Here is a 23,779-nt window from a genome sequence, read left to right as displayed (position 1 = left end):
ACCCCTTACAGCTTCATCAGGCTGGCGTCGTCGACCGAGGCCGAGTGGCGGGAGCGGAACAACGACACGATGATCGCGAGTCCGACGACGACTTCCGCGGCGGCGACGACCATCGTGAAGAACGCGACGATCTGCCCGTCGAGGTTGCCGTGCATCCGCGAGAACGTGACGAGCGCCAGATTGCAGGCGTTGAGCATCAGCTCGACGCACATGAACAGCACGATCGTGTTCCGCCGGATCAGCACCCCGGAGGCGCCGATCGCGAACAGCAGGGCCGCGAGATAGAGGTAGTTGACCGGGTTCACTGGGCGGCCTCCGAATTCTCCACGTCCTTGCGCCCGAGCCGCTCCCCGGAGCGCTGCTCCAGCGCCTTGAGATCGGCGAGGGACTCCTGCGAGACATCGCGGATCTGGCCGCGTTCACGCAGGGTCTGCATGACGGTGAGCTCGGACGGCGTACCGTCGGGGAGCAGACCGGGGATGTCCACCGCGTTGTGCCGGGCGTAGACGCCGGGGGCGGGGAGCGGCGGGAGGTGCTTGCCGCGCACGCGCTCCTCGGACATCTGCCGCTGGGTCTTGGCCCGTTCGGTGCGCTCGCGGTGCGTGAGCACCATCGCGCCGACGGTCGCGGTGATCAGCAGGGCGCCGGTGATCTCGAAGGCGAAGACGTACTTGGTGAAGATGAGGTTGGCGATTCCCTCGACGTTGCCGCCGTGCAGGGCGTTGGCCGCGCCGAGCCCGTTGAAGGTGCTCAGCGAGGCGTTGCCGATGCCCGCGATCAGCAGGACGGCGAACCCGAGGGCGCACCCGAGGGCCAGCCAGCGCTGGCCCTTGAGGGTCTCCTTGAGGGAGTCCGCCGCGGTGACGCCGACGAGCATGACGACGAAGAGGAACAGCATCATGATCGCGCCGGTGTAGACGACGATCTGGACGATGCCGAGGAAATACGCGCCGTTGGCGAGGTAGAAGACAGCGAGGACGATCATGGTGCCGGCGAGTGACAGGGCGCTGTGCACGGACTTCTTCATCAGCACCGTGGAGAGCGCGCCGATCACGGCGACGGTGCCCAGGATCCAGAACTGGATGGCCTCGCCGGTCGAGGTGGCGGTGGCCGCGGCCAGGGCGTTCACGCCTCCACCCCCTTGTCCTGCCGGGCGTCGGCGGCCCGGGTGGACTCGATGGGGTCCTCGTCGGGCTTGTCGCTCTCGCCCTTGGACACGGCCGTCTGACGGACCGTACCGGGGGCGGCCTCGGTGACCACGCCCCGGTAGTAGTCCTGTTCGTCCATGCCGGGGAAGATCGCGTGCGGGCTGTCGACCATGCCTTCGTCCAGGCCCGCGAGCAGCTCGTCCTTGGTGTAGATGAGGCTCTCGCGGGTGGTGTTGGCGAGCTCGAACTCATTGGTCATGGTGAGCGCCCGGGTGGGGCACGCCTCGATGCAGAGTCCGCACAGGATGCAGCGCGCGTAGTTGATCTGGTAGACGCGGCCGTAGCGCTCTCCCGGGGAGTAGCGCTCCTCCTCGGTGTTGTCCGCGCCCTCCACGTAGATCGCGTCGGCCGGACAGGCCCAGGCGCACAGCTCGCAGCCGACGCACTTCTCCAGGCCGTCCGGGTGGCGGTTGAGCTGGTGGCGGCCGTGGAAGCGGGGCGCCGTCACCTTCGGCGTCTCCGGATACTGCTCGGTGAGCCGCTTCTTGAACATGGCCTTGAAGGTCACGCCGAAGCCGGCCACGGGGTTCTGGAACTTCTCCCCGGACTCCCCCGACTCCCCGGTCTGTCCCGCCCGGCCCGAGGACCCAGCGGATCCCGATGAGCCCGTGAGCTCTGGTTTCTCAGACACCGCCGGCCTCCTTTCCGTCACTCGCACTTTCGTCACTCTGAGTATCCGCCCCGCCACTGACAACGAGCTCCCGGTCCCGTCGTGGCCTGCGCCTGGGCACCGGCGGCAGCGTCTGTCCGGGCAGCGGCGGCACCGGGAACCCGCCCGCCATCGGGTCGAAGGCGGGCTCGGGTCCGGCCGCTTCCTCCTCGGCCTTGCGCCTGCGGTCGCGGTACATGTCGACGACGAAGGAGATCAGCAGGATCGAGATCACGACGGCGGCGACGTACAGCACGATCCGGGAGAAGTCGTAGCCCTCGTTGCGCAGGGCGCGGACGGTGGCGACGAGCATCAGCCAGACCACCGAGACCGGGATGAGGACCTTCCAGCCCAGCTTCATCAACTGGTCGTAGCGCACCCGGGGAAGGGTGCCGCGCAGCCAGATGAAGAAGAAGATCAGCAGCTGGAGCTTCAGGAAGAACCAGAGCATCGGCCACCAGCCGTGGTTCGCGCCCTCCCAGAAGGCGGAGACCGGGTACGGGGCCCGCCAGCCGCCGAGGAACAGCGTCACCGCGATCATCGACACGGTCACCATGTGGATGTACTCGGCGAGCATGAACATCGCGAACTTGATGGAGCTGTACTCGGTGTTGAACCCGCCGACCAGGTCGCCCTCGGACTCCGGCATGTCGAACGGGGCCCGGCTGGCCTCACCGACCATGGTCACCATGTAGATGATGAAGGAGACCGGCAGCAGCATGATGTACCAGCGGTCCGCCTGCGCCTCCACGATCGTCGAGGTGGACATCGACCCGGAGTAGAGGAAGACCGAGGCGAAGGCGGCGCCCATGGCGATCTCGTACGAGATCATCTGGGCGGACGAGCGGATTCCGCCGAGCAGCGGGTACGTCGAGCCCGAGGACCAGCCGCCGAGCACGAAGCCGTACACCCCGACCGCGCCGACGGCGAGGATGTAAAGCGCGGCGATCGGGAGGTCGGTGAGCTGCATCGCGGTGCGCTGCCCGAAGATGGAGACCTCGTTGCCCGCCGGGCCGAAGGGGATCACGGCGATCGCCATGAAGGCCGGGATCGCGGCGAGGATCGGCGCGAGGACGTAGACCGCCTTGTCCGCGCGCTTGACGATCACGTCTTCCTTCAGCATCAGCTTGATGCCGTCGGCCAGCGACTGGAGCAGCCCCCAGGGGCCGTGCCGGTTGGGGCCGATGCGCAGCTGCATCCAGGCGACGACCTTGCGTTCCCACACGATGGAGAACAGCACGATCAGCATCAGGAACGCGAAGCAGAAGACCGCCTTGATGGCGACGAGCCACCAGGGGTCGGTGCCGAACATCGAGAGATCCTCGGCGGCGAGGACGGCGCGCTCGGGCGCCGTCGTGAGTGCGGCGAGGCCAGTCACGCTCGTACCTCCGATGGTTCGACGGGAGCACCCGGTGCGGCGGCGGGGCCGATCCGCACCAGGCCGCCCGGGTTCACGCCGGTGTCGGCGGGGATGCCGCGTCCCACCGAGTTCAGCGGCACCCAGACCACCCGGTCCGGCATGTCGGTGACCGCGAGGGGCAGTTCGACGGTGCCCGCGGGGCCGGTGACGGCGAGCAGGTCGCCGTCCTTGACGCCGGACTCGGCGGCGGTGACCGCCGAGAGCCGGGCGACGGCCGCGTGCCGGGTGCCGGCGAGCGCGGTGTCGCCCTCCTGGAGCCGGCCGAGGTCGAGCAGCATCCGGTGGCCCGCGAGGACCGCCTCCCCGTCGCCGGGCCGGGGCAGCGGCCGCGCGCTCTCGCGCGGGTCGTCCGCGTGGCCGCCCTCCCAGCCGCCGAGCCGGTCCAGCTCGCGGCGGGCGGCGGTCAGGTCCGGCAGGGCGAAGTGCACGTCCATGGCATCGGCCAGCATGTGCAGCACCCGCGAGTCGGCCGGCGCGAGCGTCCGGGACATCTGCTCGGGCTTCAGCGCCGCCTGGAACATCCGGACCCGGCCCTCCCAGTTGAGGAAGGTGCCGGACTTCTCCGCGACGGCGGCGACCGGGAAGACCACGTCCGCGCGGGCGGTGACCGCGCTCGGCCGCAGCTCCAGCGAGACCAGGAAGCCGACCTCGTTCAGCGCCTGGATGGCGCGGTTCGGGTCGGGCAGGTCCTCGACGCCGACCCCGGCGACGAGCAGCGCGCCCAGTTCGCCGGTGGCCGCGGCCTCGACGATCTGGCCGGTGTCGCGGCCGTGGCGGGTGGGCAGTTCGGCCACCCGCCACAGCTCCGCGACCTCGTCGCGGGCCCGCGGGTCGGTGGCCGGGCGGCCGCCGGGCAGCAGCGAGGGGAGCGCGCCCGCCTCGACCGCGCCCCGGTCGCCCGCCCGGCGCGGAATCCACACCAGGCGTGCGCCGGTGGCGGTGGCGGTGCGGATCGCGGCGGACAGTGCGCCGGGCACGCCCGCGAGCCGCTCGCCGACGATGATCAGCGCGTGCTCACCGCGCAACGCCTCGGCGGCCGCCGCCCCTTCGGCCTCCAGGCCGACGCCGCCCGCGAGCGCGTCCAGCCATTCGGTCTCGGTGCCGGGGGCGGCGGGCAGCAGGGTGCCGCCCGCCTTCACCAGGCCCCGGGTGGCGTGCGAGGCGAGCGCGAAGGTCTTCTGGCCGCTCTTGCGGTGGGCCTTGCGCAGCCGCAGGAAGACGCCGGGCGCCTCCTCCTCGGACTCGAACCCGACGAGCAGGACCGCGGGGGCCTTCTCCAGGGCGGTGTACGTGACACCCTCGCCGTCGAGGTCCCGGCCGCGTCCGGCGACCCGGGCGGCCAGGAAGTCGGCCTCCTCGGCGCTGTGGACGCGGGAGCGGAAGTCGATGTCGTTGGTGTCGAGGGCGACCCGGGCGAACTTGCTGTACGCGTAGGCGTCCTCGACGGTCAGCCGGCCGCCGGTCAGGACGCCGGTACGGCCGCGGGCGGCGAGGAGTCCGGCCGCCGCGGCTTCCAGCGCCTCGGGCCAGCTCGCCGGTTCCAGGACGCCTTCGGCGTTGCGGACCAGCGGGGTGGTGAGCCGGTCGCGCTGCTGGGCGTAACGGAAGCCGAACCGCCCCTTGTCGCAGATCCACTCCTCGTTGACCTCGGGCTCGTTGGCCGCGAGGCGTCGCATGACCTTGCCGCGCCGGTGGTCGGTCCGGGTCGAGCAGCCGCCCGCGCACTGCTCGCACACTGAGGGGGTGGAGACCAGGTCGAAGGGGCGGGAGCGGAATCGGTACGCCGCCGAGGTCAGCGCGCCGACCGGGCAGATCTGGATGGTGTTGCCGGAGAAGTACGACTCGAAGGGGTCGCCCTCACCGGTGCCGACCTGCTGGAGGGCGCCGCGCTCGATCAGCTCGATCATCGGGTCGCCCGCCACCTGGTTGGAGAACCGGGTGCAGCGCGCGCAGAGCACGCACCGCTCGCGGTCCAGCAGCACCTGGGTGGAGATCGGGACGGGCTTCTCGAAGGTCCGCTTCTTGCCCTCGAACCGGGAGTCGGCGCCGCCGTGCGACATCGCCTGGTTCTGCAGCGGGCACTCGCCGCCCTTGTCGCAGACGGGGCAGTCCAGCGGATGGTTGATCAGCAGCAGCTCCATCACGCCCTTCTGCGCCTTCTCGGCGACAGGAGAGGTGATCTGCGACTTGACGACCATGCCGTCGGTGCAGGTGATGGTGCAGGAGGCCATCGGCTTGCGCTGGCCCTCGACCTCGACGATGCACTGGCGGCAGGCGCCCGCGGGGTCGAGGAGCGGGTGGTCGCAGAAGCGCGGGATCTCGATGCCGAGGAGTTCGGCGGCCCGGATGACCAGGGTCCCCTTCGGGACGCTGATCTCGATGCCGTCGATGGTCAGCGTGACCAGGTCCTCGGGCGGAACCGCCGCCTCGCCGCCCCCGGAGGGCGCACTCGTGGTGACTGTCATGCGTTCACCCCCCGGTGAGCGTTCTTGCCGTCGGTGTTCTTGTCGTCGGCCCAGGCCGTGGACCGGGCGGGGTCGAAGGGGCAGCCCTTGCCGGTGATGTGCTGCTCGTACTCCTCGCGGAAGTACTTGAGCGAGGAGAAGATCGGCGAGGCCGCGCCGTCGCCGAGCGCGCAGAACGACTTGCCGTTGATGTTGTCGGCGATGTCGTTGAGCTTGTCGAGGTCGGCCATCTCGCCCTTGCCGGCCTCGATGTCGCGGAGCAACTGGACCAGCCAGTACGTGCCTTCGCGGCAGGGTGTGCACTTGCCGCAGGACTCGTGGGCGTAGAACTCGGTCCACCGGGTGACGGCCCGCACGACGCAGGTCGTCTCGTCGAAGCACTGGAGCGCCTTGGTGCCGAGCATGGACCCGGCCGCGCCGACGCCCTCGTAGTCGAGGGGGACGTCGAGGTGCTCCTCGGTGAACATCGGGGTGGAGGAGCCGCCCGGGGTCCAGAACTTGAGGCGGTGACCGGCCCGGATGCCGCCGCTCATGTCGAGGAGCTGGCGGAGCGTGATGCCGAGCGGGGCCTCGTACTGGCCGGGGCTGGTGACATGGCCGCTGAGCGAGTAGAGCGTGAAGCCCGGGGACTTCTCGCTGCCCATCGACTTGAACCAGTCCTTGCCCTTGTTCAGGATCGCGGGAACCGAGGCGATGGACTCGACGTTGTTCACCACAGTGGGGCAGGCGTACAGACCGGCGACCGCAGGGAAGGGGGGCCGCAGCCGGGGCTGGCCACGTCGTCCTTCGAGAGAGTCGAGCAGCGCGGTTTCCTCACCACAGATGTACGCACCGGCGCCCGCGTGCACCGTGAGTTCCAGATCGAGTCCTGAACCCAGGATGTTCGTCCCCAGATAACCCGCCTCGTACGCCTCTCGTACGGCCTCGTGCAGTCGTCGCAGCACGGGGACGACCTCACCGCGCAAGTAGATGAACGCGTGCGACGAACGGATCGCGTAACAGGCGATCACGATGCCCTCGATGAGGCTGTGCGGGTTCGCGAAGAGGAGCGGGATGTCCTTGCAGGTCCCCGGCTCCGACTCGTCGGCGTTGACAACGAGATAGTGCGGTTTGCCATCGCCCTGCGGGATGAACTGCCACTTCATCCCGGTGGGGAAGCCCGCGCCGCCGCGGCCGCGCAGACCGGAGTCCTTGACGTACGCGATGAGGTCGTCGGGCGCCATGGCCAGCGCCTTGCGCAGCCCTTCGTAGCCCTCGTGGCGCCGGTAGGTGTCCAGCGTCCAGGACTCGGGCTGGTCCCAGAAGGCGGAGAGCACGGGTGCGAGCAGCTTCTCGGGGCTCGTCCCGTTGTGGTCGATCTCGGCGGCCAAGGTCATCACTCCCCCTCCTCGGCTGCGGGCCCGGCCGGGTGCTCCGGGTCGGAGGCCGAGGTCTGCTGCGGTGCGTCGTGCGAGCTGAGGTGCTCGGACGGCGAAGGGTCGTGCGGCTGCGCGTCCTGCGGCTGCCCGGCGCGCGGGGAGACCACGCGCGCCTTCGGCAGCGCCTCGCCCTTGGCGAGCTTCAGCCCGACGAGGGAGGCGGGGCCCGCGCCGCCGGTCGCCTCGACGGCGCCGGGGCGCTCGTCGGGGAAGCCGGCCAGGATGCGGGCGGTGTCCTTGTACGAGCAGATCGGCGCGCCGCGGGTGGGCTCGACGGTCCGGCCGGCGATCAGGTCGTCGACGAGCTGGGTGGCGCTCTCCGGCGTCTGGTTGTCGAAGAACTCCCAGTTGACCATCACGACGGGCGCGAAGTCGCAGGCGGCGTTGCACTCGATGTGTTCGAGGGTGACCTTGCCGTCCTCGGTGGTCTCGTTGTTGCCGACGCCGAGGTGGTCCTTGAGCGTGTCGAAGATGGCGTCGCCGCCCATGACGGCACACAGGGTGTTGGTGCAGACACCGACCTGGTAGTCGCCGCTCGGCCTGCGCCGGTACATGGAGTAGAAGGTGGCGACGGCGGTGACCTCGGCGGTGGTGAGGTCGAGCGTCTCGGCGCAGAAGGCGACGCCCGTACGGGAGACGTAGCCCTCCTCGGACTGCACGAGGTGCAGCAGCGGCAGCAGGGCGGAGCGGCTGCCGGGGTAGCGGGCGAGCACCTCCTTCGCGTCCGCGTCGAGCCGGGCGCGCACCTCGGCCGGGTAGGGGGTGGCGGGGAGCTGCGGCATCCCCAGACTGACGTCTTGGCGTGAGGTGGTCACCGGTCGACGCCTCCCATCACGGGGTCGATGGACGCGACGGCGACGATGACGTCGGCGACCTGGCCGCCTTCGCACATCGCCGCCATGGCCTGCAGGTTGGTGAAGGACGGGTCGCGGAAGTGGACCCGGTAGGGGCGGGTGCCGCCGTCGGAGACGACATGGACGCCGAGTTCGCCCTTGGGGGACTCGACGGCGGTGTACGTCTGTCCGGCGGGTACCCGGAAGCCCTCGGTCACCAGCTTGAAGTGGTGGATCAGGGCTTCCATGGAGGTGCCCATGATGTTCCTGATGTGGTCGAGCGAGTTGCCGAGACCGTCGGCGCCGAGCGCGAGCTGGGCGGGCCAGGCGATCTTCTTGTCGGCGACCATGACCGGCCCGGGCTCCAGGCGGTCGATGCACTGCTCGATGATGCGCAGCGACTGGCGCATCTCCTCCAGCCGGATGAGGAAGCGTCCGTAGGAGTCGCAGGTGTCGGCGGTCGGGACGTCGAAGTCGTAGGTCTCGTAGCCGCAGTACGGGTCGCTTTTGCGCAGGTCGTGCGGGAGTCCGGCGGAGCGGAGCACCGGGCCGGTGGCGCCGAGCGCCATGCAGCCGGTGAGGTCGAGGTAGCCGACGTCCTTCATCCGGGCCTTGAAGATGGGGTTGCCGGTGGCGAGCTTGTCGTACTCCGGCAGGTTCTTCTTCATGGTCTTGATGAACTCGCGCAGCTGGTCGACCGCGCCCGGGGGCAGGTCCTGGGCGAGGCCGCCGGGGCGGACGAACGCGTGGTTCATCCGCAGGCCGGTGAAGAGCTCGAAGAGGTCGAGAACCAGTTCACGATCGCGGAAGCCGTAGATCATGATCGTGGTCGCGCCGAGCTCCATGCCGCCGGTGGCGATGCACACCAAGTGCGAGGCGAGCCGGTTGAGCTCCATCAGCAGTACGCGGATGACGGTGGCCCGGTCGGGGACCTGGTCCTCGATGCCGAGGAGCTTCTCGACGCCCAGGCAGTACGCCGTCTCGTTGAAGAACGGCGTCAGGTAGTCCATCCGCGTGACGAAGGTGGTGCCCTGGGTCCAGTTGCGGAATTCGAGGTTCTTCTCGATGCCGGTGTGGAGGTAGCCGATGCCGCAGCGGGCCTCGGTGACGGTCTCGCCGTCGATCTCCAGGATGAGGCGCAGCACGCCGTGCGTGGACGGGTGCTGGGGGCCCATGTTGACGATGATGCGCTCGTCGTCGGACTTCACCGCGGATTCGACGACCTCGTCCCAGTCGCCGCCGGTGACTGTATATACAGTCCCCTCGGTGGTCGCTCGGGGTGTCGCGTGGGGAGTGGTCATCAGGAGTACGACCTCCGCTGGTCCGGAGCCGGGATCTGGGCGCCCTTGTACTCGACGGCGATGCCGCCGAGCGGGTAGTCCTTGCGCTGCGGGAAGCCCTGCCAGTCGTCCGGCATCATGATCCGGGTCAGGGCCGGGTGCCCGTCGAAGATGAGCCCGAAGAAGTCGTACGCCTCGCGCTCGTGCCAGTCGTTGGTCGGGTAGATCTCGACGAGCGACGGGATGTGCGGGTCGCTGTCCGGGGCGGACACCTCCAGCCGGATCAGCCGGCCGTGGGTGAGCGAGCGCAGGTGGTAGACGGCGTGCAGCTCGCGGCCCTTGTCGCCCGGGAAGTGGACGCCGCTCACGCCCGTACAGAGTTCGAAGCGCAGGGCGGGGTCGTCGCGCAGGGTGCGGGCGACCTGGACGAGGTGTTCGCGGGCGATGTGGAAGGTCAGCTCGTCGCGGTCGACGACCGTCTTCTCGATGGCGTTCTCGGGAAGCAGGTCCTGTTCCTCCAGGGCCCCTTCGAGCTCGTCGGCCACCTCGTCGAACCAGCCGCCGTAGGGCCGGGAAGCGGCTCCCGGCAGGGTGACGGTGCGGACGAGGCCGCCGTAGCCGGAGGTGTCGCCGCCGTTGTTGGCGCCGAACATGCCCTTGCGTACGCGGATGACCTCGCCGCCGGTGTCGCGCGGGGCGGGTACGGCGTTGCCGTTCTGTCCCTCGCCGTGGGTGTGGTCGCTCACCGCAGCAGCCCCTTCATCTCGATCAGGGGCAGTGCCTTGAGGGCCGCTTCCTCGGCCTCGCGGGCGGCTTCCTCCGCGTTGACCCCGAGCTTGCCGTCCTGGATCTTCTGGTGGAGCTTGAGGATGGCGTCCAGCAGCATCTCGGGACGGGGCGGACAACCCGGCAAATAGATATCGACCGGGACAATGTGATCAACACCCTGCACAATGGCGTAATTGTTGAACATTCCACCCGATGACGCACAAACCCCCATGGAAATGACCCACTTGGGATTCGGCATCTGGTCGTAGACCTGGCGCAGGACGGGCGCCATCTTCTGGCTCACCCGTCCCGCGACGATCATCAGGTCAGCCTGTCGCGGCGATCCGCGGAAGACCTCCATCCCGAACCGGGCGAGGTCGTAGCGGCCCGCGCCGGTCGTCATCATCTCGATGGCGCAGCAGGCGAGTCCGAACGTGGCCGGGAAGACGGATGACTTCCGCACCCAGCCCGCGGCCTGCTCGACCGTGGTCAGAACGAAGCCGCTCGGCAGTTTCTCTTCGAGTCCCATGGTGTGCCCCTCAGCCCCTCAGTCCCATTCCAGGCCGCCGCGACGCCATACATACGCATAGGCGACGAAGACGGTGAGCACGAAGAGCAGCATCTCCACGAGCCCGAAGATCCCCAGGGCGTCGAAGGAGACCGCCCAGGGATAGAGGAAGACGATCTCGATGTCGAAGACGATGAAAAGCATCGCCGTCAGGTAGTACTTGATGGGAAAGCGGCCGCCACCGGCCGGAGTCGGGGTGGGTTCGATACCGCACTCGTACGCTTCGAGCTTTGCCCGGTTGTAGCGCTTGGGGCCGATAAGCGTGGCCATGACCACGGAGAAGATCGCAAACCCTGCCCCGAGGGCGCCGAGCACGAGGATGGGCGCGTAGGCATTCACGCTCCTCGCTCCTTCCAGTCGTCCTTGACCTTTGGACCGCATCGGGCGACCGGCTCGCCACCTCACCAAGATCGTGCACATGTGAGGCAGTTCACAAGCCCGACTGCCCCGCATCCTATGCCTGGTCCCCTGTGATCTGCGACACGGGGTACGACAACGGCTTTGTGATCTCCACCACCTGACGAAGGATCATGAAGTCGTATGAGCGGTGATCTTCGTACGCGAAGCGGCCGAGTGATCACGAGACGTGACATTCGATGGCGTTACCGCTGGTCAAAGGCGCGCGGCGCTATCAATCGACGGCCTGTACAAGCAAATTGGCGGTGGACGGCCCGGAGGTGATAAGAGCGCCGTCCGATGCTGACGCTCACCCGGACGAGGGGCGGTCGGGACCGAAGGGGACATGTGCCCGCATTCACGAACTTCCGGATCAGGTCCGCGGAGACGGCCGCGCGCCGGCCGCGACGACACCCGGCACTCCGGTTCCGGCCACGGGCCGCAGCCCGGTTCCGGCCATGGACGCCCACGCGGGTCGCGGGCGCGAGGGTTGCCTGTCGCGGTGGACTCACACTGTGACCTGCGCCACTCGCCCCCGCACCTCAGGAAACCGGGCTTGGCCATCGGTGTGAACGGATGGTAAGCGACGGGCAATTCGGGCGTATTACCGAAAGGCCGTGATCACGGCCCTGATCGCGGCCGCCCGATTTGCCCGTTACGGCGTCAATAAAGGCGCCCAGAAAGCGGATTCACAGATTCCGAACGTAACTGTGTCGCAACACACGTTTCTTGATGGGACCCCTACAGCCCTGATAGCGCTAGTACCCATGTCCCACACCGCTCACATACCCAGCCACCGGAAGCCCCGCCAGCGCGCCTCGAAGTCGGCACTGCGAGCCGGAGTTGCCGGTGGCGTCCTCAGCACCATCGCGGTCGCGGGTGCCGCCGGTCCGGCCCAGGCCGAGCCGGTGACCCAGACGATCGAGATGCCCACCATCACGTCCGGCTTCTCCACCGCTGTGGCCGCCTCCGCTCAGGCCACCCAGCAGGTCGCCCTCGACCTGGAGACCCAGGCCGACGAGGACGCCGCGGCCGAGAAGGCCGCGAAGACGGCCAAGAAGGCCCACGCCGAGGCCGTCCGCAAGGCCGAGGCCAAGAAGAAGGCCGAAGCCGCCGCGAAGGCCGAGGCGGAGGCCAAGGAGCGCGCCGAGCGCGCCTCCCGGACCGCCGAGCGCACGACGCTCAGCGCCTCCTCCGGCTCCTCGGACTCCACGGGCAGCTCCGCCTCCGCCCCGTCCTCCTCCTCGAACGTGAGCGGTTCCGCCGCCTCCATCGTGGCGTTCGCCAAGGCCCAGGTCGGCGACGCGTACGTCTCCGGCGGCACCGGCCCCAACGCGTGGGACTGCTCCGGCCTGGTCCAGGCCGCCTACCGCACGGCGGGCATCGACCTGCCGCGCGTCTCGCAGTCCCAGTCGACGGCCGGCACCCAGGTCTCCCTGGACAACCTCCAGCCCGGCGACATCCTGTACTGGGGCGGCGCGGGCAGCGCGTACCACGTGGCGATCTACGTCGGCGGCGGCGAGTTCGTCGGTGCGCAGAACTCCAGCACCGGCACGGTGCAGCGCTCCCTGGACTACGACCGGCCGACCGGCGCGGTCCGCGTTCTCTGATTCACAAGCGGTTCCCCGGGTGTTCGCCCGGAGAGCCGTCGCGCCCCCGGGCGCACCGGTGCACGGCTGAGGGCCGCCGCTCCCCCGCTCGGGGGCGGCGGCCCTTCGCCGTCGTCGCGGCGACGAGCAGGGCCAGGACCATCAGCAGGGCGCTCACCTGAACCGGCGCCCGGTAGCCGAATCCGGCGTCCAGGGCCAGTCCGCCCGCCCACGGGCCCACCGTCGCCCCCAGGTTGAACGCGGTCGTCGAGAAGGCGCCGGCCAGCGTCGGGGCCCCGGGAGCGAGGCCCAGCACCCGGGTGATCAGGGCGGTGCCCGTACCGAAGGCGAGCATGCCGAGGAGCGGGATCAGGGCCAGGGTGAGCACCGGGCTGCCCGCCGCCGGGGCGAGCGCCGCCCAGCCGGCCGTGAGGGCGGTCATGCCGATGGCGACCACGGTGATCGGGTGGGCGTCGGCGAACCGGCCCGCCACCGCGACCCCGGCGAACGAGCCCGCCCCGAAGAGCGCCAGGGCCACCGGCACCCACCCCGCGCCCAGCCCCGTCACCCGGGTCAGCAGCGGCTCCAGGTACGAGAACGCGCAGAAGGTCGCCCCCTGCACCAGGGCCATCGTGAGCAGGGTCGGCCGCAGCAGGGGGCCGGTCAGCGCGCGCAGTTCGTCCCGTACGGGTACGGGAGCGGCGGCCACGCCCGTACCCCGGCCGCCCGGGATGGAGCGCAGGACGGCGAGGACGGCGGGCAGCGAGACGATCGCGACCGCCCAGAAGGCCGACCGCCACCCCCAGTGCTCCCCCAGCACCGCGCCGGCCGGTACGCCCACCACGCAGGCGACGGTCACACCGCCGACCACCACGGCGGTGGCGCGGCCCTTGAGCCGGTCGGGGACCAGCGCGACGGCCGTCGTCAGGGCCACCGCCCAGAAGCCCGCGTTGGCGAGTGCTCCGACGAAGCGGGTCGCGAGGAGCACGCCGTAGTGCGGGGTGAGCGCGCCGATCACATGGACGGCGACGAACACGGCGAGGAAGAGGAGCAGGGCGCGGCGGCGCGGCCAGGTGCGGCTGGTGAGCGCCATCAGGGGTGCGCCGACGACCATCCCGACGGCGAAGGCGGAGGTGAGGAGGCCGGCGGCGGAGAGGGAGACGTCGAGGTCGGCGGCGATGCCCGAGAGAAGCCCGGACAGCATGAACTCGGAGGTGCCCTGGGCGAAGACCGCGAGCCCGAGGACGTAGACGGCGAATGGCATGGGTGAGTAGCCCCTTGGACGGAACCGTCGGATGGACAGACAGACCGGTGTGCGGGGATGAGGGCCGCGCGGACGGCCCCGCCGGAGGTCCGGCGGCGGCACGGCGCGAAGAAGTGCCCGGCGTTGATCGACGTCGATCTGCGGTGATCTGTGGCGATCCGCGTCGATCCGAAGTGATCGGCCGGTGGCACGAACCCTGCGTACGGCGGTGGTTCGGCACGTACGCGGGAGAGAACGGCCCGTACCCGCGGTGATCCGGCGGGGCGTGGAACCGTGATGGAGGGGCCGGTTGACCCGAGGGGTCAGCCGGTGAGGCTCAGCACGGACACGGCCACCGGCGCACCGGTGGCCGGAGTCTGTCGGACTCGGGACTGGCCATGGGACGGGAGGCTACCCGATCAGCGGCGGCGCGGGCGGCGGTTCGGCCGCTCCTGCTCCTTGGCCGAGGTGGTGGGCGCGGGGAGCGCGTCGTACGCGGCGTCGAAGTCCTCGTCGTCGTCCGGCGTGGTCAGGTCCACGGCGAAGCGGGGTTCCAGGAAGAGGTCCTGGTGCTGGGGCAGCGAGGCGGTGGTCATGGCTGTCAGTCCTTGGGGTCGAGCAGCGCTGTAGCGGCTTGTTCCGTGCCCCGCAGGCCTGCGTTCGATAAGAGGGTGCGATATGAGAGTGCGTCAAAGAGAGTGGCACGCACCGAGCGCCGCCACGGCCGGCCCGAGCCACCGACGGGCCCGGCAGGCGCGCAAATCATCGCACACGATCCCCCGGGGGGCCGAGGATTAAGACCGACCGGCGATTGGGGGGTGGGGGAAGGAGCGGGGCTGGGTGCGTGCGGCTGCAAGGCGGAGGATCGAGGCATGGCGGAGCCATGGTGATTGACGACAACGCCGCAGATGCGCGTGCCCAGCCCCGCGACGCCGCCCCCCGATCGCCGGTCGGTCTGAAGCCCGTGGTCCGGATCAGAGAACGACACGGAAGTGCGTGGTCAGCCGCCGGTCCTCGCCCAGGACGTGGAACGCCAGCCCCGGCGGCTGGTCCCGGTCCGCCGGCCGGTCGCCCTCCCAGGGCATGCGCAGGGTCCAGGTGACGGCGGGGCCGACGATCAGGGGGCGGCCGCCGAAGACGGACGTGGCGGCCGTGTGGGCGTGTCCGGTGAGGACGGCGACGACCCGCGGATGGGCGGCGAGCAGGGCGGCGAGCCGCTCGGGCTCCTGGAGCATCCCGGCGTCCGGCAGCGGGTGGTGGAGTGCGACGGGCGGCTGGTGGAAGGCGATCAGCGCCGGTACGCCGTCGGGCAGCCCGGTGAGCGTGGCGTCGATCCAGGCGAGCGTCCCGGCGTCGAGGCGGCCCTCGTCCCTGCCCGGGATCGTGGAGTCGCACATCAGGACGGCGGTTCCGGCGATGTGGTGGACCCGGTTGACGGGCCCGGTGTCCGGGGCCTCTCCGAGGAAGGCCTTGCGGTAGGCGGGGCGGGCGTCGTGGTTGCCGGGGCAGGCGAGCACGGGGAACGGCGCGTCCAGCAGCCGTACGGCCTCCTCGTACTCCGCCTCGGTCGCGTGGTCGGCGATGTCCCCGGTGACCAGCAGCGCGTCGACCGGGCGGGGCAGAGCCCGCAGATGGTCCATGACGCGGACGGCCCGCCGGGTCGCGCGTTCGCCGCCGTCCAGGTGCAGATCGCTGATCTGAGCGAGCAACATGAGCAGCCCTTCCCCCGTCTAATGCAGATTTCCACTTCTTCCATTAGGACTCTAGGGTGGGGAGCGCAGACGTTCAAGAGGCTTGGGAGGAGCGGCCGGTGAGCGAGCGGCCCGTGATGGAACTGGCGGGCACCATCCGCCACGACGGGGACGGCGGCGTCCTGGACGACCTCGGCACGCTCGAAGGGGCGGCCCGGTGGATCCGGCGGCAGACCGGACCGCTGAGCGCCCTCGCCCCGGCCGGAGAGCCCATCGGCGCCGAGGAGCCCGTACGCGCCCCGGAGTTCGTCGTCGACGAGGAGCTCAGGGACGCGGTCATCGGGGTACGGCGGGCCGTCCGGGCCCTGTTCGCGCGGGTGGTCAGCCCGGCCCCGCCCAGCCCGGCCGACGCCCACCGCCTGATGCCCGCCGACGAGGCCCTGGCCCTCCTGAACGCGGCCGCCGCCCGGGAGCCCGTGGCTCCGCAACTGCGCTGGCCCGCCGAAGGCGTGCCCACGGCCGGGCTGCTGTCGGCCGAGGCCGATCCACGCGTACGGCTGGTCGCGGCGCTGGCACGCGATGCCGTCGACTTCCTGAGCGGGCCGGAGCGCGAGCGGCTACGGGCCTGCCACGCGCCGCGCTGCGTACGGTATTTCGTCAGGAGCCACGGCCGGCAGGAGTGGTGCAAGCCCTCCTGCGGCAACCGGGCGCGGGTGGCCCGCCACTACGAACGCACCCGCGCGGCGGACCCCTCGTAAAACTTCCCGGAACATCCCGGGACGTTCCGGAAGGCACCGGAACGTCCCGTGCGGCCTCAGGCCTTCGGAGCCACCTTCGACAGGCCGTTGATGATCCGGTCCATCGCGTCGCCGCCCTGCGGGTCGGTCAGGTTGGCCAGCATCTTCAGGGTGAACTTCATCAGCAGCGGGTGGGTCAGACCGCGCTGGGTGGCGAGCTTCATGATCTTGGGGTTGCCGATCAGCTTCACGAAGGCGCGGCCCATCGTGTAGTAGCCGCCGTAGGTCTCCTTGAGCACCTTCGGGTAGTTGTTCAGGGCCAGTTCGCGCTGGGCGGGGGTGGCGCGGGCGTGGGCCTGGACGATGACGTCGGCGGCGATCTGGCCCGACTCCATGGCGTACGCGATGCCTTCGCCGTTGAACGGGTTGACCATGCCGCCCGCGTCGCCGACGAGCAGGAGGCCCTTGGTGTAGTGCGGCTGGCGGTTGAAGGCCATCGGGAGGGCGGCGCCGCGGATCGGCATCGTCATGTTCTCCGGGGTGTAGCCCCAGTCCTCCGGCATCGAGGCGCACCAGGCCTTGAGGACCTCGCGCCAGTCCAGCTCCTTGAAGGCGGAGGAGGAGTTGAGGATGCCGAGGCCGACGTTGGAGGTGCCGTCGCCCATGCCGAAGATCCAGCCGTACCCGGGCAGCAGCCGGTCCTCGGCGCCGCGTTTGTCCCACAGCTCCAGCCAGGACTCCAGGTAGTCGTCGTCGTGGCGGGGCGAGGTGAAGTACGTACGGACGGCGACGCCCATCGGCCGGTCCTCGCGGCGGTGCAGGCCCATCGCGAGGGAGAGCCGGGTGGAGTTGCCGTCGGCGGCGACCACGAGCGGGGCGTGGAAGGTGACCGGGGTCTTCTCCTCGCCGATCCTCGCCTCGACGCCGGTGATCCGGCCGGTGCGCTCGTCGCGGATGGGCGCGCCCACGTTGCAGCGCTCGTACAGCCGGGCGCCGGCCTTCTGCGCCTGGCGGGCCAGCTGCTCGTCGAAGTCGTCGCGCTTGCGGACCAGTCCGTAGTCCGGGTAGGAGGCGAGATCCGGCCAGTCCAGCTGGAGCCGGACGCCGCCGCCGATGATGCGCAGGCCCTTGTTGCGCAGCCAGCCCGCCTCCTCGGAGATGTCGATCCCCATGGCGACGAGCTGTTTGGTGGCGCGGGGCGTGAGCCCGTCGCCGCAGACCTTCTCCCGGGGGAAGGCGGTCTTCTCCAGGAGCAGGACGTCCAGTCCGGCCTTGGCGAGGTAGTACGCGGTCGTGGAGCCGGCAGGGCCCGCTCCGACGACGATGACATCCGCGCTGTGCTCGGAGAGGGGCTCGGTCACGGTCGGATCTCCCGAAGACTCGAATTCGCGTGCCGCGCGGCACATGTCCCGTGCAGTCTATGGGGGCCTGCGAACCAACCCTCCGAAGGGCTCCCTCATGTCGATCGCGCCTGCCACGCCCCACGCTTCGGCCCCCGCCGTACGTCTCCGTGTTCCGACCGACGAGGACGCCCTGACCTGGCACCGGGTCTTCGACGACCCCGAGGTGATGGAGTTCTTCGGGGGCCGGCGGGCGGATCTCTCCGTGTACGAGGAGCTCACCGCGCGCCAGCGCCGCCACGACGCGGAGCTCGGCTGTGTCACGACGGACGAGGCTCGGAGCCGGCTCGGCTTACGGGCCGGTCGGCGCGACCGAGATCGGCTGGCGGCTGGGGCGTGCGGCGTGGGGCCGCGGATACGCCTCCGCCGCCGCCCGCCTCACGCTGGAGCGGCTGCGGGCGGCGGAGGTCGGCGAGGTGGTCGCGATGATCCACTCCCGTAACGCCCGGTCCATGGCGGTGGCGGAGCGCCTCGGGATGCGGCGCGCGGAGTCGTACGACACCCCGCGCGGCCAGGTGGCCGTCTGCTTCCGGCTGGAGCTGTAGGACCTCGCCGGTGGCTCAGGCGCGGGTGGCCCGGTGCAGGGCCACCACGCCGCCGGTCAGGTTGCGCCAGGCGACGTTCGACCAGCCCGCCTTCTGGAGCAGTGCGGCGAGGGCGGGCTGGTCGGGCCAGTCGCGGATGGACTCGGCGAGGTAGACGTACGCGTCCGGGTTGGAGGAGACCGCGCGGGCGGCCGGCGGGATCGCCCGCATCAGGTACTCCGTGTAGACCGTGCGGAACGGGGTCCAGGTCGGCTGGGAGAACTCGCAGATCACGACCCGGCCGCCGGGCTTCGTCACCCGGTACAGCTCGCGCAGGGCGACGTCGGTGTCCTGGATGTTGCGCAGCCCGAAGGAGATCGTGACGGTGTCGAACGTCTCGTCCTTGAACGGCAGCCGCATACCGTCGCCCGCCGTGAACGGCATCCACGGGTGGCGCTCCTTGCCGACCTTGAGCATGCCGAGCGAGAAGTCGCACGGCACGACGTAGGCGCCCGCCTTCACGAAGGGCTGCGAGGAGGTCGCGGTGCCGGCCGCCAGGTCGAGGATCTTCTGCGCGGGGCGGGCGTCGACCGCCGCCGCGACCGCCTTGCGCCACAGCCGGGCCTGGCCGAGCGAGATCACGTCGTTGGTCAGGTCGTAGTTGGCCGCCACACCGTCGAACATCGAGGCGACTTCGTGCGGCTGCTTTTCCAGGGAGGCTCGGGTCACCCTTCCATTCAAGCAGCCGCGCCCCCGCGATCAGTGCGGGCGGTCGCCCGCGATGGCCACGCGCTCCGCGACCCGGCGGTGCGGGGCGTAGTCGTTGACCGCGTAGTGCTGGGTGGCCCGGTTGTCCCAGAACGCGACGTCGCCCGCCCGCCAGGAGAACCGCACCTGGAACTCCGGGGCGTGCGCCTGCTGGAACAGCAGCCGCAGCAGCCGGTCGCTCTCCTCCTGGGCGAAACCGACGATCCGGGTGGTGAACGAGGCGTTGACGAAGATCGTGCGGCGGCCGGTGACCGGATGGCGGCGCACCACCGGGTGCTCGACCGGCGGGAACTCCTCCTGGTGCGCCGCCAGCCGCTCCGGCGGGTAGAAGCGCGCGAAGCCGGGGATGAAGTCGTGCACCGCCCGCGCCCCCTCGATGCGCTCCTTCACCTCCGGGGCGAGGTTGTCGTACGCGGCGGCCATGTCCGCCCAGAGCGTGTCGCCGCCCACCGGCGGCACCTCACGGAGCTGGAGGACCGCGCCGAGGGCGGGGCGCTCGCGGAAGGTGACGTCGGTGTGCCAGATGTTCTCGAAGGTCGGCACGGTGGTGCGGTCGAGGCGGGCGACCTCGGGGTCGTCGCCGGTGGCGAGCAGCGGGTTGGTCTCCAGCTCGCCCCAGAGCCCGGCGAACGCCCGCTGCTGCTGCGAAGTGAGGTGCTGGTCGCGGAAGAACAGCACCTTCCACTCCAGCAGCGCCCGGTCCAGCTCGTCGCGCACCGCCGGATCGAGCGGGCGGGACAGGTCGACGCCGTGGATCTCCGCGCCGATGACCCGGCCGAGCGGGACCGGCCGGAAGCGCTCGTACGGGCGGTCGGTCCAGCCCTCCGGGACCCGGGGCAGCTCGCGCGGCCCCTCGTAGAGACCGTCGGCGGGGATGCGGGCCTCGCGCAGGACGGGCGTCGTCGCGGTGGTCATGATCCTTCTCCTCTCGTTGGACGGGGCATGCCGTTGTACGGGGCGCTGTACGCGGGTGTCAGCGGGCCGCGTTGCGTACCGCCGTGCCGATCTCGGCGCGCAGCGCGGCGTACCCGGGCAGTCCGCGCAGTTCGTCGGGGTCGGCGCCGGTGCGGGGCAGGTCGATCGGGATGTCCAGGGCGACCGTGCCGGGCCGGTTGGCGTCGGGGTCGTCGTGGATCAGGTCGAGCGCATGCGCCTGGGCCTTGCGACAGGCGGGCAGCACATCGGGGTGGGCCTTGAGGAAGCGGGTGGAGGCGACGCCGAGGTCGAGGGTGGGTATCGCGGAGGATGCCGCGGCCGGCATCAACAGGATGCGCTGGAGACGCGGCAGAGATCGATGTGGAGGCACTCCACCAGAAAACGATCGACTGTCACGGGCGCTGTTCTAGCACAGCGTTTCGCGCGGGCACCAGGATCCGCCAGGGAGTGAGACGCCGGCGGACCGGTCCGTGGACGGGCACCGGACCGGCGCACACCGTCTCGAACTGATCTTCACTTCTCTTCAACCTTTCCGGCACACGGGTGCTCTGTAAGGGGTGGGGGTCGGAGAGAGAGAAGGGGAGGGCGGATGCCGGCAGGGGCGGAGCCCGCCATGGCGGACGGCGAGCGCGCCGCGTTCGAGGCGTACGCCCGGGCCGGGCAGCGCCGGCTGTACCGGACGGCCTACCTGCTGTGCGGAGACGTCGAGGGCGCGCAGGACCTGACGCAGACGACGCTCGCCAAGCTGTTCCAGCACTGGCGCGGGGCGAGCCGGGCGGACAACCTCGACGCCTACGCCAAGACCGTGCTGGTGCGCACCTTCGTGGCCGAACGCCGCCGCACCGTACGCGATCTGCTCGCCCACCGCCGCAACGCGCCCCGCCCGCAGCCCAATCCCGCACCGGGCGCCGACCTCCGGGTCACGCTGCTCGCCCTGCTCGCCGAACTCCCGCCCCGGGCACGGGCGATGGTCGTCCTGCGCTACTGGGACGACCTGAGCGTGGAGACCGTGGCCTCGCTGCTGCGGTGCAGCGAGTCGACGGTGAAGAGCCAGTGCTCGCGTTCGCTCCTCCGCCTGCGCGCCCGGATGGGCGACGTCCAGCTCTACTCCACCGGAAGCTGAGGGCCGGTCATGACCCCTGAACCGTACGAGCGCCCGTCGCCCCGCACGCGCGACGAAGAGCCGCGCCGGAGCGAAGAGCTGCTCCGGGACGAGGAATTGTTCCGGGACGCCCTGCGGCGGACCGTCGACCCGCTGTCCCTCCAGCCGGATCTGGTCGCCGACGCCGTACGGGAGGGCCACCGGCGGCGGGCCAGGGCCCGGGCGTTCGCGGTCGCGGGCGCCTTCGTCGCGGTCACCGCCGTGACCCTGGGCCTCTCCGTGCTCGGCCCCTGGCTGTCGGCCGGGCCGGGCCCGGAACCCGTCACGCCCGCCGGTCCGTCCCTCTCCCTGCCCGCCACCACGCCCACCCCGTCCCCCCGACGTACGGAGCACCCCACCGACATGCCGAGCCCCACCGCCACCCCCGTGCCGACGGAGTCAGCGGCCGTGCCGCCCGAGCCGTCCCTGTCGGTCCCGCCCGGGCTCGGCCCCCAGGAGGCCCAGCGCCTGGAGGACTTCCGGCGGCAGACGGCCCGGACCCTGGGCTCCCTGCTGCCCGTGTCGGTCGGGACCGTCCGGCCCGTCGGCGACGGCCCGGGGAGCTACGAGGGGCGGCGCGACGGCATCGTGCACACCGTCCGCCTGACCGTGCGCCGGGATCCGGGGAGCCCCGAGCCCGCCTGCCGCGACCTCCCGGAGAAGGGGCTGACCTGCGAGCCCGTCACCCTGGACGACGGCACGCCCGCGCAGGCGTACCGGCAGCCCGTCGCGGACCGGCCGGGCACGGAGGTCTCGCTCCACTACCGGTCCGGCCGCAGCACGGTGGCGCTGTCCGTCGCGCCCGCGCGGTCCGGGGCGGACGGTGCGGCCGTCACCGCGGGCGACCTGGTGCGGGTCGCCCAGGACCTGCGGTTCCGGGAGCTGATCGCGTACGCGGACGAGCACCCGGCGGCGTGGAGCGGGGCCGCCTCGTGACGCGCCGCCGCACGACCGGCACGCTGCCGCCCGCGTACGGGCGACCGGACGGCGACGAGGACACGTTCCGGCTGCGCGTGCCACCGCCCCGGACGCCGGAACGGACCGGGAGCGGTCCGAGGAGCGGCTCCGGGGACGACTCCCGGGACGGCTCGGGGAGCGGTACCCGGGGCGGCTCGGGGCGCAGTTCTCGCAACGGCTCCCGGCGCGGCTCGCGGTCCGCTCCCCGTTCCCGGTCCGCGGCACGGAACCGGGTCCGGCGTCAGCGGCGGAACCGGCGCCGGGCGGTCGGCCTCGCCGTGCTGACCCTCGCGGTGGCGGCGGGCGCGACGCTTCTCGTCGGCCGCCCCTGGCAGAACGGCGGCGGCCCGGCAGACGCCGCCCCGGCCCCGTCCCGTACGGCGCCGGAGGCCGGACCGGACAACGCGTCCGAACCGCTGGAGGACGCCCCCGAGCCCACTCCCCCGCCGACCCCGACCCCGTCCGCCACCGAGGAGGCGGAGGAGGAGACGGACGGCCTCAAGGCCGAGGACATCCCCGCATCGGGTCCCGGCACGTTCACCGTGGCCCGCGCGGGCGTCACGCCGAAGGGCAAGGGCAGCGCCTACCGGGTCGAGGTGGAGGACGGCATCGGCGTCGACCCGGACCGGGCCGCCGCCGGCATCGCCGCCGTGCTCGCCGATCCGCGCGGCTGGAGCCACGGCGGCGAGCGCTCGTTCCGCCAGGTCGCCGACGGCTCGGCCGGACTGGTGATCAGGATCGCCACCCCGGCGACCACGGACCGGATGTGCGGCGCGTACGGCCTGAACACGCGCGGCGAGGTCAACTGCCGGGGCGGCGAGAAGGTGATGGTCAACCTGAAGCGCTGGCAGCTCGGTTCGCCGCAGTTCGACGGGCCCGTCGCGGAGTACCGGGCGCTGATCATCAACCACGAGGTCGGCCACTGGCTGGGGCACGGCCACGAGACCTGCCCGGGGAAGGGCCGCCCCGCGCCCGCGATGATGCAGCAGATCGACGGGCTGAAGGGCTGCGTCGCCAACGCCTGGCCGTACGACGCGAAGGGGCGCTATCTGGGCGGCCCGAAGGTGCCCTGACGCCCCGCCGGAAAGCCCGGCCTCAGCGCTCGCGGTGCACGAGCCGCCCCGCGAGCACGGTCGCCACGCAGGGCCGGGGGCCTCCGCCGTACAGCGCCGCCTCGTCGGGCACGTCGAAGACGGCGAGGTCGGCCCGGCCGCCCACGGTCAGCGGTCCGTGTGCTGTACGGGCCAGATCGCCGCCCGCCGCGAAGGGGTCCAGGTCCGGCACCCCGTCACGTACGGGCGAAGGCTCCCCGGGCTCGTCCCGTACGGGCACAGGCGGCGCGGCCCGGACGACCAGCCCCGACCGGGCGACGGCCGTGCGCAGCGCCGGGTCGTCCGCGCCGAACGGGCCCGCCACCTGCGTGGTGCCGTGCCGCAGCATCCGCTGGAGCCCGCGCCGGACGCTGCCGGCCCGCCGGGTCGCGTCCATCGTCGCCGCCAGCCGCTCGAAGTCCTCGCCCCACAGCGGGAGTCCGCCCAGCTCCTCGGCCTCGCGCGGGTCCGGGTGGTAGCAACGGGTGAGCAGCTCGCGGGCCCGGTCCTGGCGCAGTCCGGGCGTGAGGAGGCCGGGCCAGCGGCGGATGCGGGCGGCCGGGTACGCGGCGGCGACCTCCTCGTACGGGCCGAGGGCCGCGATCCGGTCGCCGTCCACCGCGACCGCCCCGTCCGCGACGGCCGCCGCGCCCACCGGGAGGACCAGGGGCGCGGCGTGAATCGTCAGCACGGCAGG

23 protein-coding genes and 2 pseudogenes are annotated in these 23,779 nt (G+C 71.4%); 6 read left to right on the top strand and 19 right to left on the bottom strand.

Annotated elements, in window-relative coordinates:
• Positions 1–5 precede the first annotated feature (5 nt).
• From nuoK to KV381_RS22115, 11 genes are read right to left on the bottom strand one after another with little or no spacing between them, the layout of a single operon-like run.
• A complete protein-coding gene (nuoK, locus tag KV381_RS22165; RefSeq protein ID WP_018960446.1) occupies positions 6–305 on the bottom strand; it encodes an NADH-quinone oxidoreductase subunit NuoK in 300 nt (99 codons plus the stop codon).
• Positions 302–1,129: an NADH-quinone oxidoreductase subunit J gene (locus KV381_RS22160; RefSeq protein WP_030083432.1), complete on the bottom strand. Its 828-nt coding sequence runs from the start codon at positions 1,127–1,129 to the stop codon at positions 302–304. Before KV381_RS22160 ends, nuoK begins: the two co-directional genes overlap by 4 nt.
• The gene (nuoI, locus tag KV381_RS22155) at positions 1,126–1,839 is read right to left on the bottom strand and encodes an NADH-quinone oxidoreductase subunit NuoI (RefSeq protein ID WP_032786817.1); all 714 of its coding nucleotides are present in this window, start codon (positions 1,837–1,839) and stop codon (positions 1,126–1,128) included. The genes KV381_RS22160 and nuoI overlap by 4 nt, the downstream gene beginning before the upstream one ends.
• Positions 1,832–3,235, bottom strand: a complete 1,404-nt coding sequence (nuoH, locus tag KV381_RS22150) for an NADH-quinone oxidoreductase subunit NuoH (protein ID WP_030083428.1) — start codon at positions 3,233–3,235, stop codon at positions 1,832–1,834. Before nuoH ends, nuoI begins: the two co-directional genes overlap by 8 nt.
• Complete coding sequence (locus KV381_RS22145; RefSeq protein WP_193463682.1) at positions 3,232–5,742, bottom strand: NADH-quinone oxidoreductase subunit G; 2,511 nt, start codon at positions 5,740–5,742, stop codon at positions 3,232–3,234. The genes nuoH and KV381_RS22145 overlap by 4 nt, the downstream gene beginning before the upstream one ends.
• Positions 5,739–7,121: an NADH-quinone oxidoreductase subunit NuoF gene (gene nuoF / locus KV381_RS22140; RefSeq protein ID WP_199786677.1), complete on the bottom strand. Its 1,383-nt coding sequence runs from the start codon at positions 7,119–7,121 to the stop codon at positions 5,739–5,741. Before nuoF ends, KV381_RS22145 begins: the two co-directional genes overlap by 4 nt.
• The gene (gene nuoE, locus KV381_RS22135) at positions 7,118–7,942 is read right to left on the bottom strand and encodes an NADH-quinone oxidoreductase subunit NuoE (RefSeq protein ID WP_030083422.1); all 825 of its coding nucleotides are present in this window, start codon (positions 7,940–7,942) and stop codon (positions 7,118–7,120) included. Before nuoE ends, nuoF begins: the two co-directional genes overlap by 4 nt.
• Positions 7,943–7,971: 29 nt before the next feature.
• Positions 7,972–9,294 (bottom strand): NADH-quinone oxidoreductase subunit D, encoded by a 1,323-nt coding sequence (locus tag KV381_RS22130; RefSeq protein WP_030083420.1) that lies wholly within the window; start codon positions 9,292–9,294, stop codon positions 7,972–7,974.
• Positions 9,294–10,019 carry an NADH-quinone oxidoreductase subunit C gene (locus tag KV381_RS22125; protein WP_030083418.1) on the bottom strand — a complete coding sequence of 242 codons (726 nt, stop codon included), beginning with the start codon at positions 10,017–10,019 and terminating at the stop codon, positions 9,294–9,296. Before KV381_RS22125 ends, KV381_RS22130 begins: the two co-directional genes overlap by 1 nt.
• On the bottom strand, positions 10,016–10,570 hold the full coding sequence (locus KV381_RS22120; protein WP_018490715.1) for an NADH-quinone oxidoreductase subunit B family protein: 555 nt from the start codon (positions 10,568–10,570) through the stop codon (positions 10,016–10,018). Before KV381_RS22120 ends, KV381_RS22125 begins: the two co-directional genes overlap by 4 nt.
• Positions 10,571–10,588: 18 nt before the next feature.
• Positions 10,589–10,948 carry an NADH-quinone oxidoreductase subunit A gene (locus tag KV381_RS22115; protein ID WP_003967084.1) on the bottom strand — a complete coding sequence of 120 codons (360 nt, stop codon included), beginning with the start codon at positions 10,946–10,948 and terminating at the stop codon, positions 10,589–10,591.
• Positions 10,949–11,772: 824 nt separating this feature from the next.
• Here KV381_RS22115 and KV381_RS22110 point away from each other — a divergent pair.
• Entirely contained in the window at positions 11,773–12,615 is an 843-nt protein-coding gene (locus tag KV381_RS22110) for a C40 family peptidase (protein ID WP_030083415.1), read from the top strand.
• A 1-nt stretch (position 12,616) separates the two neighbouring features.
• Here the strand turns inward: KV381_RS22110 and KV381_RS22105 are convergent, their stop codons facing one another.
• The 3 genes from KV381_RS22105 to KV381_RS22095 all read right to left on the bottom strand — a co-directional run bounded on the left by KV381_RS22105 (position 12,617) and on the right by KV381_RS22095 (position 15,549).
• Positions 12,617–13,858: a Cmx/CmrA family chloramphenicol efflux MFS transporter gene (locus KV381_RS22105; protein ID WP_030083414.1), complete on the bottom strand. Its 1,242-nt coding sequence runs from the start codon at positions 13,856–13,858 to the stop codon at positions 12,617–12,619.
• A gap of 398 nt (positions 13,859–14,256) precedes the next feature.
• Positions 14,257–14,433 (bottom strand): hypothetical protein, encoded by a 177-nt coding sequence (locus KV381_RS22100; RefSeq protein ID WP_167396363.1) that lies wholly within the window; start codon positions 14,431–14,433, stop codon positions 14,257–14,259.
• A gap of 378 nt (positions 14,434–14,811) precedes the next feature.
• Entirely contained in the window at positions 14,812–15,549 is a 738-nt protein-coding gene (locus KV381_RS22095; RefSeq protein ID WP_218786067.1) for a phosphodiesterase, read from the bottom strand.
• 116 nt (positions 15,550–15,665) lie between these two features.
• On the opposite strand from KV381_RS22095, the gene KV381_RS22090 reads away from it, so the two are divergent.
• A complete protein-coding gene (locus tag KV381_RS22090) occupies positions 15,666–16,286 on the top strand; it encodes an ABATE domain-containing protein (RefSeq protein ID WP_218787279.1) in 621 nt (206 codons plus the stop codon).
• 56 nt (positions 16,287–16,342) lie between these two features.
• Here KV381_RS22090 and KV381_RS22085 read toward each other — a convergent pair whose 3' ends face one another.
• Complete coding sequence (locus tag KV381_RS22085; RefSeq protein WP_030083410.1) at positions 16,343–17,626, bottom strand: geranylgeranyl reductase family protein; 1,284 nt, start codon at positions 17,624–17,626, stop codon at positions 16,343–16,345.
• A gap of 97 nt (positions 17,627–17,723) precedes the next feature.
• Here KV381_RS22085 and KV381_RS22080 point away from each other — a divergent pair.
• Positions 17,724–18,210: pseudogene (locus tag KV381_RS22080) on the top strand (GNAT family N-acetyltransferase).
• Positions 18,211–18,225: 15 nt separating this feature from the next.
• On the opposite strand, the gene KV381_RS22075 reads toward KV381_RS22080, so the two are convergent.
• The 3 genes and pseudogenes from KV381_RS22075 to KV381_RS22065 form a co-directional block, all read right to left on the bottom strand.
• A complete protein-coding gene (locus tag KV381_RS22075) occupies positions 18,226–18,918 on the bottom strand; it encodes a demethylmenaquinone methyltransferase (protein WP_030083407.1) in 693 nt (230 codons plus the stop codon).
• 30 nt (positions 18,919–18,948) lie between these two features.
• Positions 18,949–19,872: a TauD/TfdA family dioxygenase gene (locus tag KV381_RS22070; RefSeq protein ID WP_218786066.1), complete on the bottom strand. Its 924-nt coding sequence runs from the start codon at positions 19,870–19,872 to the stop codon at positions 18,949–18,951.
• Positions 19,873–19,930: 58 nt separating this feature from the next.
• Positions 19,931–20,068: pseudogene (locus KV381_RS22065) on the bottom strand (ABC transporter ATP-binding protein); the annotation flags it as partial.
• A gap of 438 nt (positions 20,069–20,506) precedes the next feature.
• Between KV381_RS22065 and KV381_RS22055 the strand changes: the two are divergent.
• Genes KV381_RS22055 through KV381_RS22045 form a run of 3 tightly spaced genes read left to right on the top strand, consistent with a single transcriptional unit; the run spans position 20,507 to position 23,064 of the window.
• Positions 20,507–21,016 carry a SigE family RNA polymerase sigma factor gene (locus KV381_RS22055; protein WP_098026116.1) on the top strand — a complete coding sequence of 170 codons (510 nt, stop codon included), beginning with the start codon at positions 20,507–20,509 and terminating at the stop codon, positions 21,014–21,016.
• Positions 21,017–21,025: 9 nt separating this feature from the next.
• Positions 21,026–21,970, top strand: coding sequence for a hypothetical protein (locus tag KV381_RS22050; protein ID WP_181007926.1), 945 nt, complete (start codon positions 21,026–21,028; stop codon positions 21,968–21,970).
• Positions 21,967–23,064, top strand: a complete 1,098-nt coding sequence (locus tag KV381_RS22045; protein ID WP_030083397.1) for a DUF3152 domain-containing protein — start codon at positions 21,967–21,969, stop codon at positions 23,062–23,064. Before KV381_RS22050 ends, KV381_RS22045 begins: the two co-directional genes overlap by 4 nt.
• 22 nt (positions 23,065–23,086) lie before the next feature.
• Here the strand turns inward: KV381_RS22045 and KV381_RS22040 are convergent, their stop codons facing one another.
• On the bottom strand, positions 23,087–23,773 hold the full coding sequence (locus KV381_RS22040) for a hypothetical protein (protein WP_218786065.1): 687 nt from the start codon (positions 23,771–23,773) through the stop codon (positions 23,087–23,089).
• Positions 23,774–23,779 lie beyond the last annotated feature (6 nt).

It is taken from the genome of Streptomyces sp. WY228, assembly GCF_019287315.1.
GTDB lineage: Bacteria > Actinomycetota > Actinomycetes > Streptomycetales > Streptomycetaceae > Streptomyces > Streptomyces caviscabies.
The sequence above is the reverse complement of the archived record's forward strand: the minus strand, read 5'-3'. Positions and strand labels throughout refer to the sequence as shown.

What these genes read in the sequence shown, in the direction of transcription:
- KV381_RS22105 (WP_030083414.1), bottom strand. Translation starts at nt 13,858, where the DNA reads ATGCCATTCGCCGTCTACGTCCTCGGGCTCGCGGTCTTCGCCCAGGGC.
- KV381_RS22100 (WP_167396363.1), bottom strand. Translation starts at nt 14,433, where the DNA reads ATGACCACCGCCTCGCTGCCCCAGCACCAGGACCTCTTCCTGGAACCC.
- nuoE (WP_030083422.1), bottom strand. Translation starts at nt 7,942, where the DNA reads ATGCCGCAGCTCCCCGCCACCCCCTACCCGGCCGAGGTGCGCGCCCGG.
- KV381_RS22110 (WP_030083415.1), top strand. Translation starts at nt 11,773, where the DNA reads ATGTCCCACACCGCTCACATACCCAGCCACCGGAAGCCCCGCCAGCGC.
- KV381_RS22090 (WP_218787279.1), top strand. Translation starts at nt 15,666, where the DNA reads ATGGAACTGGCGGGCACCATCCGCCACGACGGGGACGGCGGCGTCCTG.
- KV381_RS22095 (WP_218786067.1), bottom strand. Translation starts at nt 15,549, where the DNA reads ATGTTGCTCGCTCAGATCAGCGATCTGCACCTGGACGGCGGCGAACGC.
- KV381_RS22055 (WP_098026116.1), top strand. Translation starts at nt 20,507, where the DNA reads ATGGCGGACGGCGAGCGCGCCGCGTTCGAGGCGTACGCCCGGGCCGGG.
- KV381_RS22120 (WP_018490715.1), bottom strand. Translation starts at nt 10,570, where the DNA reads ATGGGACTCGAAGAGAAACTGCCGAGCGGCTTCGTTCTGACCACGGTC.
- KV381_RS22050 (WP_181007926.1), top strand. Translation starts at nt 21,026, where the DNA reads ATGACCCCTGAACCGTACGAGCGCCCGTCGCCCCGCACGCGCGACGAA.
- KV381_RS22070 (WP_218786066.1), bottom strand. Translation starts at nt 19,872, where the DNA reads ATGACCACCGCGACGACGCCCGTCCTGCGCGAGGCCCGCATCCCCGCC.
- KV381_RS22130 (WP_030083420.1), bottom strand. Translation starts at nt 9,294, where the DNA reads ATGACCACTCCCCACGCGACACCCCGAGCGACCACCGAGGGGACTGTA.
- KV381_RS22145 (WP_193463682.1), bottom strand. Translation starts at nt 5,742, where the DNA reads ATGACAGTCACCACGAGTGCGCCCTCCGGGGGCGGCGAGGCGGCGGTT.